This window comes from Burkholderia metallica (assembly GCF_902832845.1).
Taxonomy (GTDB): Bacteria; Pseudomonadota; Gammaproteobacteria; order Burkholderiales; family Burkholderiaceae; genus Burkholderia; species Burkholderia metallica.
Genome location: NZ_CADFDB010000004.1, coordinates 525,921 through 541,562 on the forward strand (window position 1 = coordinate 525,921; position 15,642 = coordinate 541,562).

Here is a 15,642-nt window from a genome sequence, read left to right on the forward strand (position 1 = left end):
TGCGCGGGCACGGTGTCGCCCGCGCATGAAAAAAGCCGCGATACACACCATGGGAACGGTGGCGTATCGCGGCTTTCACGATGCGGCGGGACGCGGTATCGCACCGCGCCGCCCGCGGATCAGCCCGTGTTGCGCAGGCCGGCCGCGATCCCGTTGATCGTCAGGTGAATCCCGCGGCGCAGCCGCGCGTTCGTGTCGCCCGCGCGGTGGCGCTTGATCAGCTCGACCTGCAGGTGGTTCAGCGGATCGAGATACGGGAAGCGGTTCTTGATCGAGCGCGCGAGCAGCGGGTTGGTCGCGAGGCGGCCTTCGTGCCCGGTGATTTCCGCGAGCGCCTGCGACGTGCGCTCCCATTCCGCGACGATCCGCTCGAACACGTGCTTGCGCAGCTTGCGGTCGGACACGAGCTGCGCATAGCGCGACGCGACCGCGAGATCGGTCTTCGCGAGCACCATGTCCATGTTCGACATCAGGTTCGAGAAGAACGGCCAGGTCTTGTTCATCTTCCTCAGCAGCGCGACGCGCTTCGTGCGTTCGGCGTCGTCCTGCGCGCCGTCGAGATACGCACTCACCGCGCTGCCGAAGCCGTACCAGCCCGTGAGCAGCAGCCGGCACTGCCCCCACGAGAAGCCCCACGGAATCGCGCGCAGGTCTTCGATCCTGCGTTGCTTCGGGTCCTGCAGCTTGCGCGACGCGGGGCGGCTGCCGATGTTCAGCTCGGCGATCTCGGTGATCGGCGTCGACGAGAAGAAGTAGTCGGTGAAGCCCGGGGTTTCATAGACGAGCGCGCGGTACGCGGCCATCGCCGAATCGGACAGCGTCTGCATCGCGGCCTCGAACGCCGGCAGCTGCGCGGGTGCGTTGTTCTGCGGCAGCAGCGTCGCCTCGAGCGTCGCGGCGACGACCGTCTCGAGGTTGCGGCGGCCGATTTCCGGGTTCGCGAACTTGCTCGCGATCACCTCGCCCTGTTCGGTCAGGCGGATCTGGCCGTTCACGGTGCCCGGCGGCTGCGACAGGATCGCCTGGTAGGTCGGGCCGCCGCCGCGGCCGACCGTGCCGCCGCGGCCATGGAACAGCCGCAGCGTGATCTTGCGGTCGCGGAACAGGTCGACCAGTGCGAGCTCCGCGCGATACAGCTCCCAGTTCGACGTGAGGAAGCCGCCGTCCTTGTTGCTGTCCGAGTAGCCGAGCATCACTTCCTGCTCGGCGCCCTGGTGCGCGATCAGCGCGTCGATGCCCGGCAGTGCGAAGTATTCGCGCATGATGCGCGCGGCGTCGCGCAGGTCGGGAATCGTCTCGAACAGCGGGATCACCATCAGGCTGTTCTTCGCATCGCCGCCCGGCACGCCGAGCGCGCCTTCGAGCAGGCCCGTCTCCTTCTGCAGCAGCAGCACTTCGACGAGGTCGCTGACGGTTTCCGTATGCGAAATGATGTAGTTGCGTACCGCGCGTGCGCCGAATTGCGCGCGCACTTCACGTGCCTTCTCGAACACGCCGAGCTCGCTCTGCGCGAGCGCCGAGTATTCGATGTACGGCGAGCGCAGCGGGCGCGGGTCGGCGAGCGCGGCGAGCAGCACGCGCAGCTTGTCTTCCTCGGCGAGCGCCGCGTAGTCGGCTTCGACACCCGCGCGCGAGAACAGCTCGGCGACCACCGCTTCGTGGATGTCGGAGCTCTGGCGCAGGTCGATGCTCGCGAGATGGAAGCCGAACACTTCGGCCGCGCGCACAAGCGGCGCGAGGCGCGGCGCGGCGAGCGACGTGCCGTGGTGCTCGTCGAGCGACGCGGTCAGCACTTTCAGATCGGCGACGAACGCTTCGGAATCCGCATACGGGACCGCGCGCACGGGCGGCGCGCCGCGGCCCGCGCTGCGCACCGGCACCGTGCCTTCGCCGAGACGCACGCGCGCGCTGGCGGCGAGCCGCGTGTAGATGCCGATCAGCGCGCGGCGATACGGCTCGTCGACGCGGTGCGGCGACTGGTCGGGGGACGCTGCCGCGAGCGCCTTCACGGCATCGCTCGCGCCGACGAGCAGGTTCGACACCGACAGCTCGGCGCCGAGCTTGTGCACCTGTTCCAGATAGTGCTCGAGGATCACCGCGGCCTGGCGGTTGATCGCCTCGTCGAGCGTCGTCGCGGTCACGTTCGGGTTGCCGTCGCGGTCGCCGCCGATCCAGCTGCCCATCTGGAAGAACGCGGGTACGCGTGCGGACAGGCCGTGCTCGGCAAGCGCGGCCTCGATGTCGCCGTACAGCGCGGGCAGCTCGTCGAGGAACGTCGCGCGGTAGTACGACAGCGCGTTCTCGATCTCGTCGCCGACCGTCAGGCGCGCGTCGCGCAGCATGCGCGTCTGCCACAGCGCGGTCACGCGCGCGCGCAGCATCGCTTCGTTGTACTGGCGCTCGCGGCTCGTCAGCTCCTGGTCGCGCTCGGCGAGCAGGCGCGCGATGTCGTGCTGCGCGTCGAGAATGCTCTTGCGCTGCACTTCGGTCGGGTGCGCGGTCAGCACCGGCACGATCAGCGCATCGTCGAAGAAGCGTTGCAGCAGGCGCTTGGACGCGTTTCCGGTCGTCTTCAACTGTTCGAGCGCGTACGCGACCGTGCCGGGCTGCGACGCGGAGCCGGCCAGCGCGTGGATGCGGCGGCGGCGGTTGTGATGGCGGTCTTCCGCGATGTTCGCGAGATGCGAGAAATAGCTGAACGCGCGCACGACGCTCACCGTCTGTTCGGGCGTCAGCTTGCGCAGCTTCTTCTCGAGCGTCTGCGCGGCTTCGTTGTCGTCTTCGCGGCGGAACTTGACCGCGGTCTGGCGGATCGTCTCGACGACGTCGAATACCGTATCGCCTTCCTGCTCGCGCACGACGTCGCCGAGCAGGCGGCCGAGGAAGCGGATGTCCTCGAACAGCGGGCCGTCCTTGTCTTCACGCGTGCGCGTGCCGGGCTTCGCGGTGCGGGCTGCCGGGCCGGCGGTTTTCGTCGCGCGTTTTGTCTGACGTATCGGGTCTTTCGGTTTCGTTGCCGTTTTCGCACGGCCGTTCGCGGCGGTGGCGACGGTGTCCGTCGAGGCGTCGGAGGAGGACAGGGCAGCATTGCGGCGCGCCGTACGCGCCGATCCGGAAGACTTCACGATGGGTTTCCTTGGGAAAGCTCGAGTCAAAAGGAACTGCGGAAACTGCGAAACTGCGGTCAAGCAACCAGCTACGTGCGGCACATCCGCACATCGGCGCCGCGACCCGCTCGGCGGCAGGCCGGGCGCAGGCTCCGGGCCCGGGCGGGCAGGGGCGTGCGTGCTACCATTGTTCGATCTTCAATCCCGTCCTTCGATGTTCCAGCAATGAATTCCGAGACCCCTGCGGCCGGGCCGCAACAGGCACGGCTGCCCGCGACGTTGACGATTGCTTCGCGCGAGAGCCGCCTGGCGATGTGGCAAGCCGAACATGTGCGTGATGCGCTGCGCAAATTATATCCAGCTTGTGACGTGAAAATCCTCGGGATGACGACGCGCGGCGACCAGATTCTCGATCGCACGCTGTCGAAGGTCGGCGGCAAGGGCCTGTTCGTGAAGGAACTGGAGGCCGCGCTGGCCGACGGCCGCGCCGATCTCGCCGTGCATTCGCTGAAGGACGTGCCGATGGCGCTGCCCGACGGCTTCTCGCTCGCCGCGATCATGGAGCGCGAGGACCCGCGCGATGCCTTCGTGTCGAACGACTACGCGTCGCTCGACGCGCTGCCGGCCGGCGCCGTGGTCGGCACGTCGAGCCTGCGCCGTGAAGCGATGCTGCGCTCGCGCTATCCGCATCTGGAAGTATTGCCGCTGCGCGGCAACCTCGATACGCGCCTGTCGAAGCTCGATCGCGGCGACTACGCGGCGATCATCCTCGCGGCCGCCGGCCTGAAGCGCCTCGGCCTCGAAACGCGCATCCGCGCGCTGCTCGACGTCGAGGCGAGCCCGCCTGCGGCGGGGCAGGGCGCGCTCGGCATCGAGGTCGCATCGCACCGCAGCGACGTCGCCGCGTGGCTCGCGCCGTTGCACGATTCGCAGACCGCGCTCGCGGTCGAGGCCGAGCGGATGGTGTCGCGCGCGCTCGGCGGCAGCTGCGAGGTGCCGCTCGCCGCGCATGCGGTGTGGCGTGCGGGCGAACTGTACCTGACGGGCCGCGTGTCGACGACCGACGGCAAGCGCGTGCTGACGGCCGAAGCGTGCGCAGCCGTCATGACCGTCGCCGATGCGCTCGCGCTCGGCCGCGCGGTGTCCGACGAGCTCGAAGCGCAAGGCGCGCTCGACATCGTCCACGCGCTGCTCGCCGGCTCGTCGGCCGCCGGCAAGGGCGACGCCTGATGGCGGGCGGCGCGCGCGCGTTCACCGCTGTCCTGACGCGCCCGGACGGCCAGTCCGGCGCACTCGCGTCGCAACTGGCCCAGGCCGGCTGCGACGTGCTCGAATTCCCGCTGATCGACATTGCGCCGGTCGACGATCCGGCGCCGCTCGATGCGGCGTTCGCGGCGCTCGCCGACTACGCGCTGGTGATTTTCGTGTCGCCGAACGCGATCGACCGCGCGCTCGCGCAGTACGGCGCGATCTGGCCGAATGCGCTGCCGGTCGGCGTGGTCGGGCCCGGCAGCGTCGCGGCGCTCGCGCGTCACGGTATCGCGGCGCCCGCGCATCGCGTGATCGCGCCGCAGGCGCCGGCCGACGGCGGCGTCCCCCATTACGATTCGGAAAGCCTCCTCGCGTGCATCGAGGCCGCGTTCGGCGGCGCGCAGGCGCTCGCGGGCAAGCGCGTGCTGATCGTGCGCGGCGACGGCGGCCGTGAATGGCTCGCGGAGCGGCTGCGCGAAGCCGGCGCGGAGGTCACGCTCGTGGCCGCGTACCGGCGCGTCGTGCCGGAGCCGCGCGTCGGCGCATGGGAGCGCGTCCATGCGCTGCTCGCCGGCGCGCCGCACGCATGGCTCGTCACGAGCTCGGAGGGCGTGCGCAACCTGCACGAGCTCGCGCGGACCCACCTGAACGATATCGAGATCGACGCGTTGAAGCACGCGCGGCTCGTCACACCGCATCCGCGGATCGAGCAGACCGCGCGTGCATTGGGTTTTGATAGGATTACGCTGACCGGCGCGGGCGATGAGCGCATCGTCCGCGCGTTTCGAACGATGGCCGACGAGGCCGTCCAACCGGCGACAGCCGCACCGGTGACTAAACGCATGACAGATACCAACGATTCCAAAAGCGTCGCTTCCCAGCCGGCCGCTGCATCCGCGCCGCCGTCCCGTCCCGCCTACATGGGCGCCGAACCGCCCGCGCGCCGCGGCGGCAGCGCGGTGCTGTGGTTCGTCGTCGTCGTGCTCGGCTGCGCGGCGGGCGTCGGCGGCTATGCGCTGAACCGCAAGATCGACCGGCTCGACGGCACGTTCGTCGCGCGCCAGAAGGCGCTCGATGCGCAAACGGCCGAAACGCGCATGAAGACCGAGCAGGCGCTCGCAAGCACGCATCAGGTCGACACGCAGCTCGCGCAGCTCGACGGCAAGCTCGCCGACGCGCAGAGCGCGCAGCAGGCGCTGCAGCAGCAATACCAGGACCTGTCGCGCAACCGCGATGCGTGGATGCTCGAGGAAGTCGACCAGATGCTGTCGAGCGCGAGCCAGCAGCTTCAACTGACCGGCAACACGCAGCTCGCGCTGATCGCGCTGCAGAACGCGGACGCACGCCTCGCGACGTCGCAGAGCGCGCAGGCCGTCACGGTGCGCAAGGCGCTCGCGCAGGACATCGAGAAGCTGAAGGCCGCGCCGGCGGCCGACCTCACGGGGCTTGCGATCAAGCTCGACGACGCGATCGGCAAGATCGACGCGCTGCCGCTGTCCGGCGAGGCGATCGTTCCGCACGCGGCGCCGAAGGCCGCGCCGGCCGATGCCGCGTCGTCGGCCGTGGGCGGCGAGCCGCGCTGGAAGGTGTGGTGGCACGACTTCTCGGCCGGCCTCGGCCAGCAGTTGAAGGGGCTCGTGCAGGTGCGCCGGATCGACAACGCGGATGCGATGCTCGCGTCGCCCGACCAGGGCTACTTCGTGCGCGAGAACGTGAAGCTGCGCCTGCTGAGCGCACGCCTGTCGCTGCTCGCGCGCAACGACGGCGCGATGAAGGCCGACCTGCACGCCGCGCAGGCGTCGCTCGGCAAGTATTTCGACCAGGCTTCGAAGGACACGCAGACCGTCGAGGATCTGCTCAAGCAGGTTGACGGTGCATCGCTGACGGTCGCGGTGCCGAACCTGAACACGAGCCTGAACGCGGTTCAGCAGTTCAAGAGCCGGGGGTAACGATGACGCTTCGAGGAATCATCTGGCTCGCGGTCCTGTTCGCGATCGCCGCTGCGCTCGCCACCGTCGGCCGCTTCGACGCGGGGCAGGTGTTGCTCGTCTATCCGCCGTACCGGGTCGACGTGTCGCTGAACCTGTTCGTGATCGCCATCGTCGTGCTGTTCATCGTCCTGTATGCGCTGCTGCGCATCGTGCGCAACATCTGGCGCATGCCGCAGCGGGTCGCCGCGTACCGGGCGCGTTCGCGCAACGAGAAGGCGCAGGCGTCGCTGCGCGACGCGATCGCGAACCTGTACGCGGGCCGCTTCTCGCGTGCGGAGAAGGCTGCGCGTGAAGCGCTGGCGGTCGATGCGAACCAGGGCGCGGCGAGCCTCGTCGCGGCCACCGCCGCGCACCGGATGCACGAGTACACGCGTCGCGACGACTGGCTGTCGAAGGTCGATGCGCCCGAATGGCAGGATGCACGGCTGCTCGCCGCGGCCGACATGCGCGCGGACGCGCGCGACGCCGACGGCGCGCTCGCCGCGCTGGCCGACCTGCAGGCGGGCGGCAAGCGCATCCATGCGCAGCAGGTCGCGCTGCGTGCGCAGCAGCAGCTGAAGAACTGGGCCGAGGTGCTGAAGCTCGCGAAGGCGCTCGAAAAGCGCGAGGCGCTGCATCCGGCGGCGGCCGTGCGGCTGCGCCAGCAGGCGGCGGAAAACCTGCTGCGCGAACGCCGGCACGACCCGGACGCGCTGCTCGAGGTGTGGCAGTCGCTGTCGCCGGTCGAGCGTCAGTCGCCGCGTCTCGCCGATCTCGCGGCCGAGCTGCTCGTGCCGCTCGAGCGCCGCAACGAAGCGCGCCGCATCGTCGAGGACGCGCTCGCGCACAACTGGGATGCGCGCCTGCTGCGCCGTTACCCGGATACGGCCGGCGCCGATGCGCTGCCGCTGATCCAGAAGGCCGAAGGGTGGAAGAAGGATCACCCGGAGGATGCCGACCTGCTGTTCGCGCTCGGCCGCCTGTGCCAGCAGCAGCAGCTGTGGGGCAAGGCGCAGTCGTTCCTCGAATCGGCACTGAAGCTGGCCGACAACGACGCGCTGAAGGTGCGTGCGCATCGCGCGCTTGCGCGCCTGTTCGAGCATCTCGGCGAAACCGACAAGGCTGCGAAGCATTACCGCGAAAGCGCGCTCGCGATTACGGTGGTCTGACGCGGTTCGACGCCGCCGGTAGCGGCGTCCGCCGCGGCGCCGCGCAAGCTGCCCCGAACGCCAATCGGCCTTCGGGGCATTTTTTTGTTCGCTGCGAGCCGCCGCACCGCACGGTGCGCTGCGTGCCGAGCTTGTGCGGCATGCCGTCGTCGAACACGGGAATCGCTTCGACGTGCGGCCGAACCCCGCGATCCACGGCGCGCATTCACGCGAAGGCGTCGCGCGCGGTCGGCGTCGACGGGGGCGCTATGCGCCCCGCCTTACTTGTCGACCAGCCGCTTCGGCACCGACAGTGCGAGCAGCCCGCCGAGCAGGAGGAACCCGGCGAGCATGTACATGCCCGAATCGTTGGCGCCCGTCGCTTGCTTGAGCCAGCCCATCATGTACGGGCTCAGGAAGCCGGCGAGGTTGCCGATCGAGTTGATCATCGCGATGCCGGCCGCGGCCGCGGTGCCGCCGAGGAACGCGGTCGGCAGGCTCCAGAACAGCGGCAGGGTGGTCAGGATGCCGATCGTCGCGAGCGTGAGGCCGAGCATCGCGAGCGCGGTCTGGTGCGCCCAGATCACCGACAGCACGAGCCCGATCGCGCCGATCGCGGCCGGAATCGCGACGTGCCAGCGGCGTTCGCGGTGCTTGTCCGCGCTGCGTGCGATCAGGATCATCGCGACCACCGCGGCCGCATACGGAATCGCCGACAGCAGGCCGATCGTGAACGTGTCGGTCACGCCCGTTGCCTTGATGATCGTCGGCAGCCAGAAGCCGACGCCGTAGAGCCCCATCACGAACGAGAAGTAGATCAGCGCCATCAGCCACACGCGCGGGCTCGCCATCACGGCGCCGAGCGGCGGGTCTTCCTTCGTTGCTTCCTCGGCCTCGACGTTGCGCGAGAGCAGCGCCTTTTCGTCGTCGGTCAGCCAGTTCGCCTTCGCGATCCGCTCGTCCAGCTTGAGGAACACGACCACCCCGACCAGCACCGACGGGATGCCTTCGAGCAGGAACAGCCATTGCCAGCCGTGCCAGCCGCTCACGCCGTCGAACGCCTTCAGGATGAAGCCCGAGATCGGCCCGCCGATCACGCCGGACAGCGCGACGGCCGTCATGAAGAACGTCGTCATCCGGCCGCGCCGGTGGGCGGGATACCAGTAGGTGAGGTAGAGGATCACGCCGGGGAAGAAGCCCGCTTCGGCGACGCCGAGCAGAAAGCGCATCACGTAGAACATCGCGGGCGTCGTGACGAACATCGTCAGGATCGAGATCACGCCCCAGGTGGCCATGATGCGCGCGATCCACACGCGCGCGCCGACTTTGTGCAGGATGATGTTGCTCGGCACTTCGAAGAGAAAATAGCCGAAGAAGAAGATCCCGGCGCCGAGCCCGTAGACGGTGTCGCTGAGGTTCAGGTCGCTCGCCATCTGCAGCTTCGCGAATCCGACGTTGACGCGGTCGAGATACGCGACCACGTAGCACAGCAGCAGGAGCGGCACGAGCCGCCACGACACCTTGCGGTAGGTTGCTTCCTCGAATGCGCCGGACGAGCCCGGCAGCGACTGCGTCGATGTTGCCATGTTGTCTCCTGTCGATCGAAGTGGGCGCGTTAGCGGTTACCTGGATCTCGTGCGCCGCTGACCTTGTTGTAGGCCGGACCGGAGGCAGCGGCCCCCCGGTCCGGTTTCGTGCGAAGCAATGCGTGGTGGTCGTGCCTGCCCGATGCGACTAGATGCAGCGCCCGCCGTCGACTTCGAGACACACGCCGGTGATGAATTCGGCCTCGTCGGACGCGAGGTAAAGCGCCGCGTTCGCGATGTCCTGTGGTGTGGAGAAACGGCCGAGCGGGATCGTCGCCAGGAAGCGGCGGCGGTTCTCGGGGGTATCCTCGCAGCCCATGAATTCGGTCATCAACGCCGTTTCGCCGAGCACGGGGTTGATGCAGTTCACGCGGATGCGGTCGGCGCCGAGCTCGGCCGCGAGCGACTTGCTCGCGGTGATCATCGCGCCCTTCGTGCTGTTGTACCAGACGAGGCCCGGGCGCGGGCGCACGCCAGCCGTCGACGCGACGTTCACGAACACGCCGCCGCCCTGCGCGCGGAAGTACGGCACGAAGGTCTGCACGCACCAGAACAGGCTCTTCATGTTGACCGCGTACACACGGTCGAATTCGGCCTCCGTCACGTCGAGCACCGGCTTGTTGCGGTGCGTGGTGCCCGCGTTGTTCACGACGATCTGCACCGCGTGGAAATCGTCGAGCGCGGCCTGCAGCAGCGCATGCCAGTCGTGCTCTTTCGACACGTCGCCGGCCACCGCGATCGCCTTGCCGCCCGCGAGCGCGATCTCGCTCGCGACCCGCTCGGCTGCCGCGCCGTTCAGGTCGTTGACGACGACGTTCGCGCCTTCGCGCGCATACGTCTTCGCGATGCCTTCGCCGAACCCCGAGCCGCCGCCCGTGACGATCGCCGTCTTGCCGCTCAACCGCATGGTGTGTCTCCTGTGCTGGACTGGATAGGAATGTCGTCGTGGTTCGGCATACACGGCCGGGCGCTGCCGGCCGCGTGTTGCCGGCCGCGCGGTCAGCCGTGCCGGATCGCGATTGTCTTCAGCGCGGTGAAGCCGTACAGTGCCTCGAAGCCTTTCTCGCGGCCATGCCCCGAGTGGCCGACGCCGCCGAACGGCAGCTCGACGCCGCCGCCCGCGCCATAGTTGTTGATGAATACCTGGCCGGCCCGCAGGCGCCGTGCGACACGCATCTGGCGGGCGCCGTCGCGCGTCCAGATGCCCGCGACGAGGCCGTACGGCGTGCCGTTGGCCAGCGCAACCGCTTCGTCCTCGTCGACGAAGCGCATCGCGGCGAGCACGGGGCCGAACACTTCCTCCTGCGCGAGCCGGTGCGACGGCGGCACGTCGCGCAGCAGCGCGGGCGCCTGGTAGAAGCCGCTTTCGGGCGCGTCGGCGACGACCTGCCCGTGCGCGGCCATCGGAATGCCGTCGTGCTGCGCGTCCGACAGGAAATCCCACACGCGCTGCTGCTGCTTCGCGTTGATCAGCGGGCCGCAGTCGAGATCGGCGCGGCTCGGGCCGACCCGCAGCCCGTTGAACGCGGTGGCGAGCCGCTCGACGAGCGGCTCGTACACCGCGCGCTCGATCAGCACGCGGCTGCCGGCCGAGCAGGTCTGGCCGCCGTTCTGCACGATCGCCGCGACGAGCACGGGCAGCGCCGCGTCGAGATCGGCGTCGGCGAACACGATCTGCGGCGACTTGCCGCCGAGTTCGAGCGTGACGGGCACGTGGTTCTCGGCCGCCATCTGCGTGACCAGCTTGCCGGTGGCCGGCGAACCGGTAAACGAGATGTGGTCGATGCCGGGATGGCGTGCGAGCGCGGCCCCGGCTTCATGGCCGTAGCCGGTGACGATGTTGAGCGCGCCGGCCGGCAGCCCGGCCTGCGCGGCCAGCTCGGCGACGCGCAGCAGCGACAGGCACGCATCCTCGGCCGGCTTGACGACGCATGCGTTGCCGGCCGCGAGCGCGGCGCCCACGCTGCGCCCGAAGATCTGCATCGGGTAGTTCCACGGCACGATGTGGCCGGTGACGCCGTGCGGCTCGCGCACCGTCAGCACCGTGTAGCCGGCCTGATAGGGGAGGGTTTCGCCGTGAAGTTTGTCGGCGGCGCCCGCGTAGAACTCGAAGTAGCGCGCGAGCGCGGCGGCGTCGGCGCGTGCCTGCTTCAGCGGCTTGCCGGTGTCGCGCGCCTCGATCTCGGCGAGGGCGTCGATCGAGTCGGCCACGCGCGCCGACAGCCGCATCAGCACGCGGCCGCGCTCGGCGGCGCTCGCGGCGCCCCACGGGCCCGCGAAGGCGTCGCGGGCCGCGGCGACCGCGCGCTCGATGTCGGGCGCCGTGCCGCGGGCGATCGACGCGAACGGCTGGCCGTCGGATGGATCGACGACCGCGATGGTTTCCAGTTGCGCGGGCAACGTCCATTCGCCCGCGATGAAGTGCTTCGCCTCTTCCATGCCTGCTCCTGTCTTCGCGTCACGCGGCATCGCGCTGGCGCGCCGATGCGGGGGAACGCTGCGTCGTGTTCGGTGGCCGGACATCCGGAACGATTATCGCGCCGATCGTCATCCGGACGCCACCGGTCGATTGGCTATAATGGCGCATTCCTTTGGGGGATGCGTGCGGCGATGTATCGGCCGCGGCGCCCTGTCCCGAATTCCCATCGACCTACAGAGAGTGCTCATGAGCTTCAATCATGTTCCGGCCGGCAAGGACCTGCCGCAAGATTTCAACGTGATCATCGAGATTCCCGCGCAAAGCGATCCGGTGAAGTACGAGGCGGACAAGGAACTGGGCCTTCTCGTCGTCGACCGCTTCATCGGCACGGGCATGCGCTATCCGGTGAACTACGGCTACATCCCGCAGACGCTGTCGGGCGACGGCGATCCGGTCGACGTGCTGGTGATCACGCCGTTCCCGCTGCTGGCCGGCTCGATCGTGCGTTCGCGCGTGCTCGGCATGCTGCAGATGACCGACGAGTCGGGCGTCGACGCGAAGCTGGTTGCGGTGCCGCACGACAAGGTCTGCCCGATGACGGCGAACCTGAAGTCGATCGACGACGTGCCCGAGTACCTGAAGGACCAGATCAAGCACTTCTTCGAGCAATACAAGGCGCTCGAGAAGGGCAAGTGGGTGAAGGTCGAAGGCTGGGCCGGCATCGAAGCCGCGCACAAGGAAATCGCCGACGGCGCAGCGAACTACAAGAAGTAAGCGCCACGCCGGCCGACGGCCGGTTCGTGCGAAACGCAAACCGCGCGTGTCTCGTCAGGAGGCCGCGCGGTTTTGTTTTGTGCGCGGCGTTTGTTTACGCGCGGCGGCGCGCGCGGGCACCGGTGCCGATACCGATGCGGGCGGTGCGGCGGTATGCGGCGCGTCCTTCGAGCGCTTCGCGCGACGCGGCGGGGCGACGGCGGGCGCGGTGGCGTCGGCGGCTCGAGCGGCAGGCGGGCGTCGGCGGGTTGCGGGCGCCGCGGCTTCGCGTTTGTTCGGGACGGGTTTGCCGCCGGCTACCGGCGCTTTTCTTTTCGACGAAGCGGGTGCGGCCGGCTTGGTCTTCCTTGCCGGCGTATCGCGCGAAGAAGTTGGGGTTGCGGCCGCATCGCCGACGGCCTTTGTGCGCTTCGCGGCCGGCGCCGCTTTTGTCGCGCCGGGCGGCGTGGCGCCCTTTGCGGACTTGCCGACCTTCTCGGCTTGCCCGGCCTTCTGCGTGCGTTTGCGGGTCTCAACGGCTTTCACCGCGCCGTCGACATTGTCGTTTTTCGCGTTCTTCCGCCCGCGCGCACCGGCCTTCGGTTCGACCGCATCTTCGCTCTCGACGACGATCGGCACCACCGGCAGCACCGATTCGAGCGTGCGCAACCCGGCCGCCAGTTCACGCTTTTGTGCAGGCGTGAGCCGTTTCACCCAGTATTCGGCGCGCGATGCGCTCGACCGGTCGGGCAGCGGAAACGACGCGAGCACCGCACGCGGCTTGCGCGAGCGCGTGTAGCGCGCGCCCTTGCCGGATGCGTGCTCGTCGAAGCGCGCGGCAACGTCGGTCGTGATGCCCGTGTAGACGCTGTCGTCGGCGCATTCGATCAGATACAGAAACCAGGACATGGCAGGGCGGCGGGATGCGAAGCCGCCAGTGTCTCAGAAAAAGCGCCCGTCAACGCCACCGCTCGCCGTGCCCGTCGCGAAAGCGGCTCGGCGCCGCGCCGAGTTCGCGCGTGAAGAAGCGCGTAAACGCGCTCGTCGAACGGAAGCCGACCCGCACGCCGATCTCGCCGATCGGCAACTGCGTGTTCAGCAGCAGGTCGCGCGCTTCGCCGAGCCGTGCCTGGGCGACGAGCGCATGAAACCCGACCGCCTCGCGATGCAGCCGCCGGCGCAGCGTCCAGCGCGACATCGCGAAGTGCGTGCACACGTGCTCCATCAGCGTGTCGGACGGCACGTCGGCGTCGTCGGCGTGGCGCAGCCAGTCGCGCACGCATTGCTCGACCGACGAACCGAACGACGAGCGGGCGCGCACGCGCTCGCGCGCGGCGTCGGCCGCATGGCGCTGGATGTCCGCGAGCGGCGCGTTGTAGCGCTCGAACGGCGTGTCGAGGCGCGTGGAGCGCAGCACGATGCGGTTGTGTGCGGCATCGAACGATACTGCCACGCCGAGGAGGTCGCGCAGTGCGGCGCTCGGTGCGAACGCGCGGCCGGCGAACGCGGCTTCGTCGACCTGCACGTGTGGATCGTACAGGCGCGCGAGCGCGGCGAGGATCGCGAAATTCGCGAACGCGCTGCTGGCGGGCCGGCCGTCGCCCTCGTTCACGTACTCGAGCGCGATCGCGTCGCCGGTTTCCTGCGCGAACACCCAGTCGACGTTGCCGATCAGCTCGCGGTAGCGCAGGTAGCCTTGCAGCGCGTCGCGCAGCGTCGCGGCGTTGCAGGTGATGCCGGCGAGCTCCGGGAACGGCGCGAGCCACGACGCGACCTGCGGCGGCGGCCGGTGCCAGGACATCGGCCAATGGCTCGCCAGCCGCATCGCGGCGACGTGCCGGTCGCCGGGGATGCGGCGCGCGTCGTCGGCGAGATCGGCCGCGCCGATGCCGAGCGTCGCATACAGCGGCGCGACGTCGACGCCGTTGCGGCGCATGTCGTCGAGTACCTGCCGGTAGATCCGGACGGATACCGATTTCTGTCGTAACTCCATGTCTGTCTCCATGACCTTCGGGTTTGCACCCGCTGCGAGAGGTCAAGTGTTGCTTCTGCCGGTCAGGCGTGGTGACCGGTCGATTTTTGGACTGGGACGCTGGAGGGTAACAAGTACAACAGATCGATTCGGGAGGATCAACGAAAACTTCGCCGTTCCGGCGTCGTTATTCGGTGCCGCGCCGGAACGGATCGTGTTCGCGCAATTCGTCGACGTACGCGTGGATGTGCTCGGTCTCGCGTTCGAGGAAGCGCGCGACCGCATCGGAAAATGCCGGATGCGCGAGCCAGTGCGCGGAGTGCGTGACGGTCGGCAGGAAACCGCGCGCGAGCTTGTGTTCGCCCTGCGCGCCGCCTTCGAACGTGTCGAGCCCGGCCTCGATGCAGAATTCGAGCAACTGGTAGTAGGCCGTTTCGAAATGCAGGCAGGGCACGTGCTCGAGCGCGCCCCAGTAGCGGCCGTACAGCGTGCCGCCGCCGTGCTCGCCGCGCCGGTAGACGGCGAGCGCGCTCGCGATCGGCTGGCCGTTCGCTTCCGCGATCACGAGCAGCAGGTTCTCGGGCATCGTCGCGCCGATCGCGCGGAAGAAGTCGAGGTTTAGGTACGGGCTCGAAAAGTGTTCGCGATAGGTCTGCCGGTAGCAGCGCGAGAAGAAGCGCCAGTCGGCGTCGGTAATCCGGTCGCCGGTCAGCCGCCGGAACGTCACGCCCGCGTCGTGCACCTTGCGCCGCTCCGCGCGGATGTTCTTGCGCTTCTTCTGCTCGAGCGTGCCGAGGAAGTCGTCGAAGTGGCGGTAGCCGTCGTTGATCCAATGGAACTGCACGCCTTCGCGCAGCATCATCCCCATCGATTCGAGCAGCCGCGCCTCGTCGCCGGTCGGGAACAGCACGTGCAGCGACGACACGTCGCTTTGCTCGGCGAACGCGAGCAGCGTGGCCGCGAGCCGCCGGCGCGCGTCGTCGTCGGCCGCGAGCAGGCGCGTGCCCTGCACGGGCGTGAACGGCACCGCGCACAGCAGCTTCGGGTAGTACGGCAGGTCGTTGCGCTGGTACGCGTCGGCCCACGCCCAGTCGAACACGTATTCGCCGTACGAATGCTGCTTCGCATAGACGGGCGCGGCGGCCGCGAGGCGGCCGGTGCGCGGGTCGGTCAGCGTGACGAAGTGCGGCGACCAGCCGGTATCGTCGACCGCGCAGCGCGCGACGTGCAGCGCGTCGAGGAATTCGTGGCGCAGGAACGGCGTCGGCTGCGCGTCGCGCGCCAGCAGCGCGTTCCATTCGTCGGCCGGCACTTCCGCGGGGGACGACAGGATGCCCGTGCGATAATCGATGCGTTCGTGTTTCAAGCGTGAATCCGTACCGTTCTGTGTCGCCGGATGCGCGAGCCTGCGCGGCCGCACCGGGACGATTTCGTCA

The 15,642-nt window shown here is 69.0% G+C and carries 11 protein-coding genes; 4 read left to right on the forward strand and 7 right to left on the reverse strand.

Annotation, left to right across the window (positions count from 1 at the left end; all coding sequences use genetic code 11):
• Window positions 1–119 precede the first annotated feature (119 nt).
• A complete protein-coding gene (ppc, locus tag HWX08_RS15275) occupies window positions 120–3,125 on the reverse strand; it encodes a phosphoenolpyruvate carboxylase (RefSeq protein WP_174920556.1) in 3,006 nt (1,001 codons plus the stop codon).
• 207 nt (window positions 3,126–3,332) lie between these two features.
• Here ppc and hemC point away from each other — a divergent pair, with 207 nt between their 5' ends.
• The 3 genes from hemC to HWX08_RS15290 are packed head-to-tail and all read left to right on the forward strand — an operon-like array spanning window position 3,333 to window position 7,497.
• Window positions 3,333–4,337: a hydroxymethylbilane synthase gene (hemC, locus tag HWX08_RS15280; RefSeq protein ID WP_069257313.1), complete on the forward strand. Its 1,005-nt coding sequence runs from the start codon at window positions 3,333–3,335 to the stop codon at window positions 4,335–4,337.
• Window positions 4,337–6,307: a fused uroporphyrinogen-III synthase HemD/membrane protein HemX gene (hemDX, locus tag HWX08_RS15285; protein WP_174920555.1), complete on the forward strand. Its 1,971-nt coding sequence runs from the start codon at window positions 4,337–4,339 to the stop codon at window positions 6,305–6,307. Before hemC ends, hemDX begins: the two co-directional genes overlap by 1 nt.
• Before the next feature lie 2 nt (window positions 6,308–6,309).
• Window positions 6,310–7,497: a heme biosynthesis protein HemY gene (locus HWX08_RS15290; RefSeq protein ID WP_069257311.1), complete on the forward strand. Its 1,188-nt coding sequence runs from the start codon at window positions 6,310–6,312 to the stop codon at window positions 7,495–7,497.
• A gap of 260 nt (window positions 7,498–7,757) precedes the next feature.
• On the opposite strand, the gene HWX08_RS15295 is transcribed toward HWX08_RS15290, so the two are convergent.
• From HWX08_RS15295 to HWX08_RS15305, 3 genes are all read right to left on the reverse strand, one after another.
• Window positions 7,758–9,062, reverse strand: a complete 1,305-nt coding sequence (locus tag HWX08_RS15295; RefSeq protein ID WP_069257310.1) for an MFS transporter — start codon at window positions 9,060–9,062, stop codon at window positions 7,758–7,760.
• A gap of 148 nt (window positions 9,063–9,210) precedes the next feature.
• Window positions 9,211–9,969: an SDR family oxidoreductase gene (locus tag HWX08_RS15300; RefSeq protein ID WP_069257309.1), complete on the reverse strand. Its 759-nt coding sequence runs from the start codon at window positions 9,967–9,969 to the stop codon at window positions 9,211–9,213.
• Window positions 9,970–10,061: 92 nt separating this feature from the next.
• On the reverse strand, window positions 10,062–11,501 hold the full coding sequence (locus HWX08_RS15305; RefSeq protein WP_069257308.1) for an aldehyde dehydrogenase family protein: 1,440 nt from the start codon (window positions 11,499–11,501) through the stop codon (window positions 10,062–10,064).
• A 226-nt stretch (window positions 11,502–11,727) separates the two neighbouring features.
• On the opposite strand from HWX08_RS15305, the gene ppa reads away from it, so the two are divergent.
• Complete coding sequence (gene ppa, locus HWX08_RS15310) at window positions 11,728–12,255, forward strand: inorganic diphosphatase (RefSeq protein WP_027786751.1); 528 nt, start codon at window positions 11,728–11,730, stop codon at window positions 12,253–12,255.
• A 54-nt stretch (window positions 12,256–12,309) separates the two neighbouring features.
• Here ppa and HWX08_RS15315 read toward each other — a convergent pair whose 3' ends face one another.
• The 3 genes from HWX08_RS15315 to HWX08_RS15325 form a co-directional block, all read right to left on the reverse strand.
• Window positions 12,310–13,143 carry a GIY-YIG nuclease family protein gene (locus HWX08_RS15315; protein ID WP_174920554.1) on the reverse strand — a complete coding sequence of 278 codons (834 nt, stop codon included), beginning with the start codon at window positions 13,141–13,143 and terminating at the stop codon, window positions 12,310–12,312.
• A 49-nt stretch (window positions 13,144–13,192) separates the two neighbouring features.
• Entirely contained in the window at window positions 13,193–14,227 is a 1,035-nt protein-coding gene (locus HWX08_RS15320; RefSeq protein ID WP_174920553.1) for a helix-turn-helix transcriptional regulator, read from the reverse strand.
• Window positions 14,228–14,393: 166 nt separating this feature from the next.
• A complete protein-coding gene (locus tag HWX08_RS15325) occupies window positions 14,394–15,572 on the reverse strand; it encodes a GNAT family N-acetyltransferase (RefSeq protein ID WP_069257305.1) in 1,179 nt (392 codons plus the stop codon).
• Window positions 15,573–15,642 lie beyond the last annotated feature (70 nt).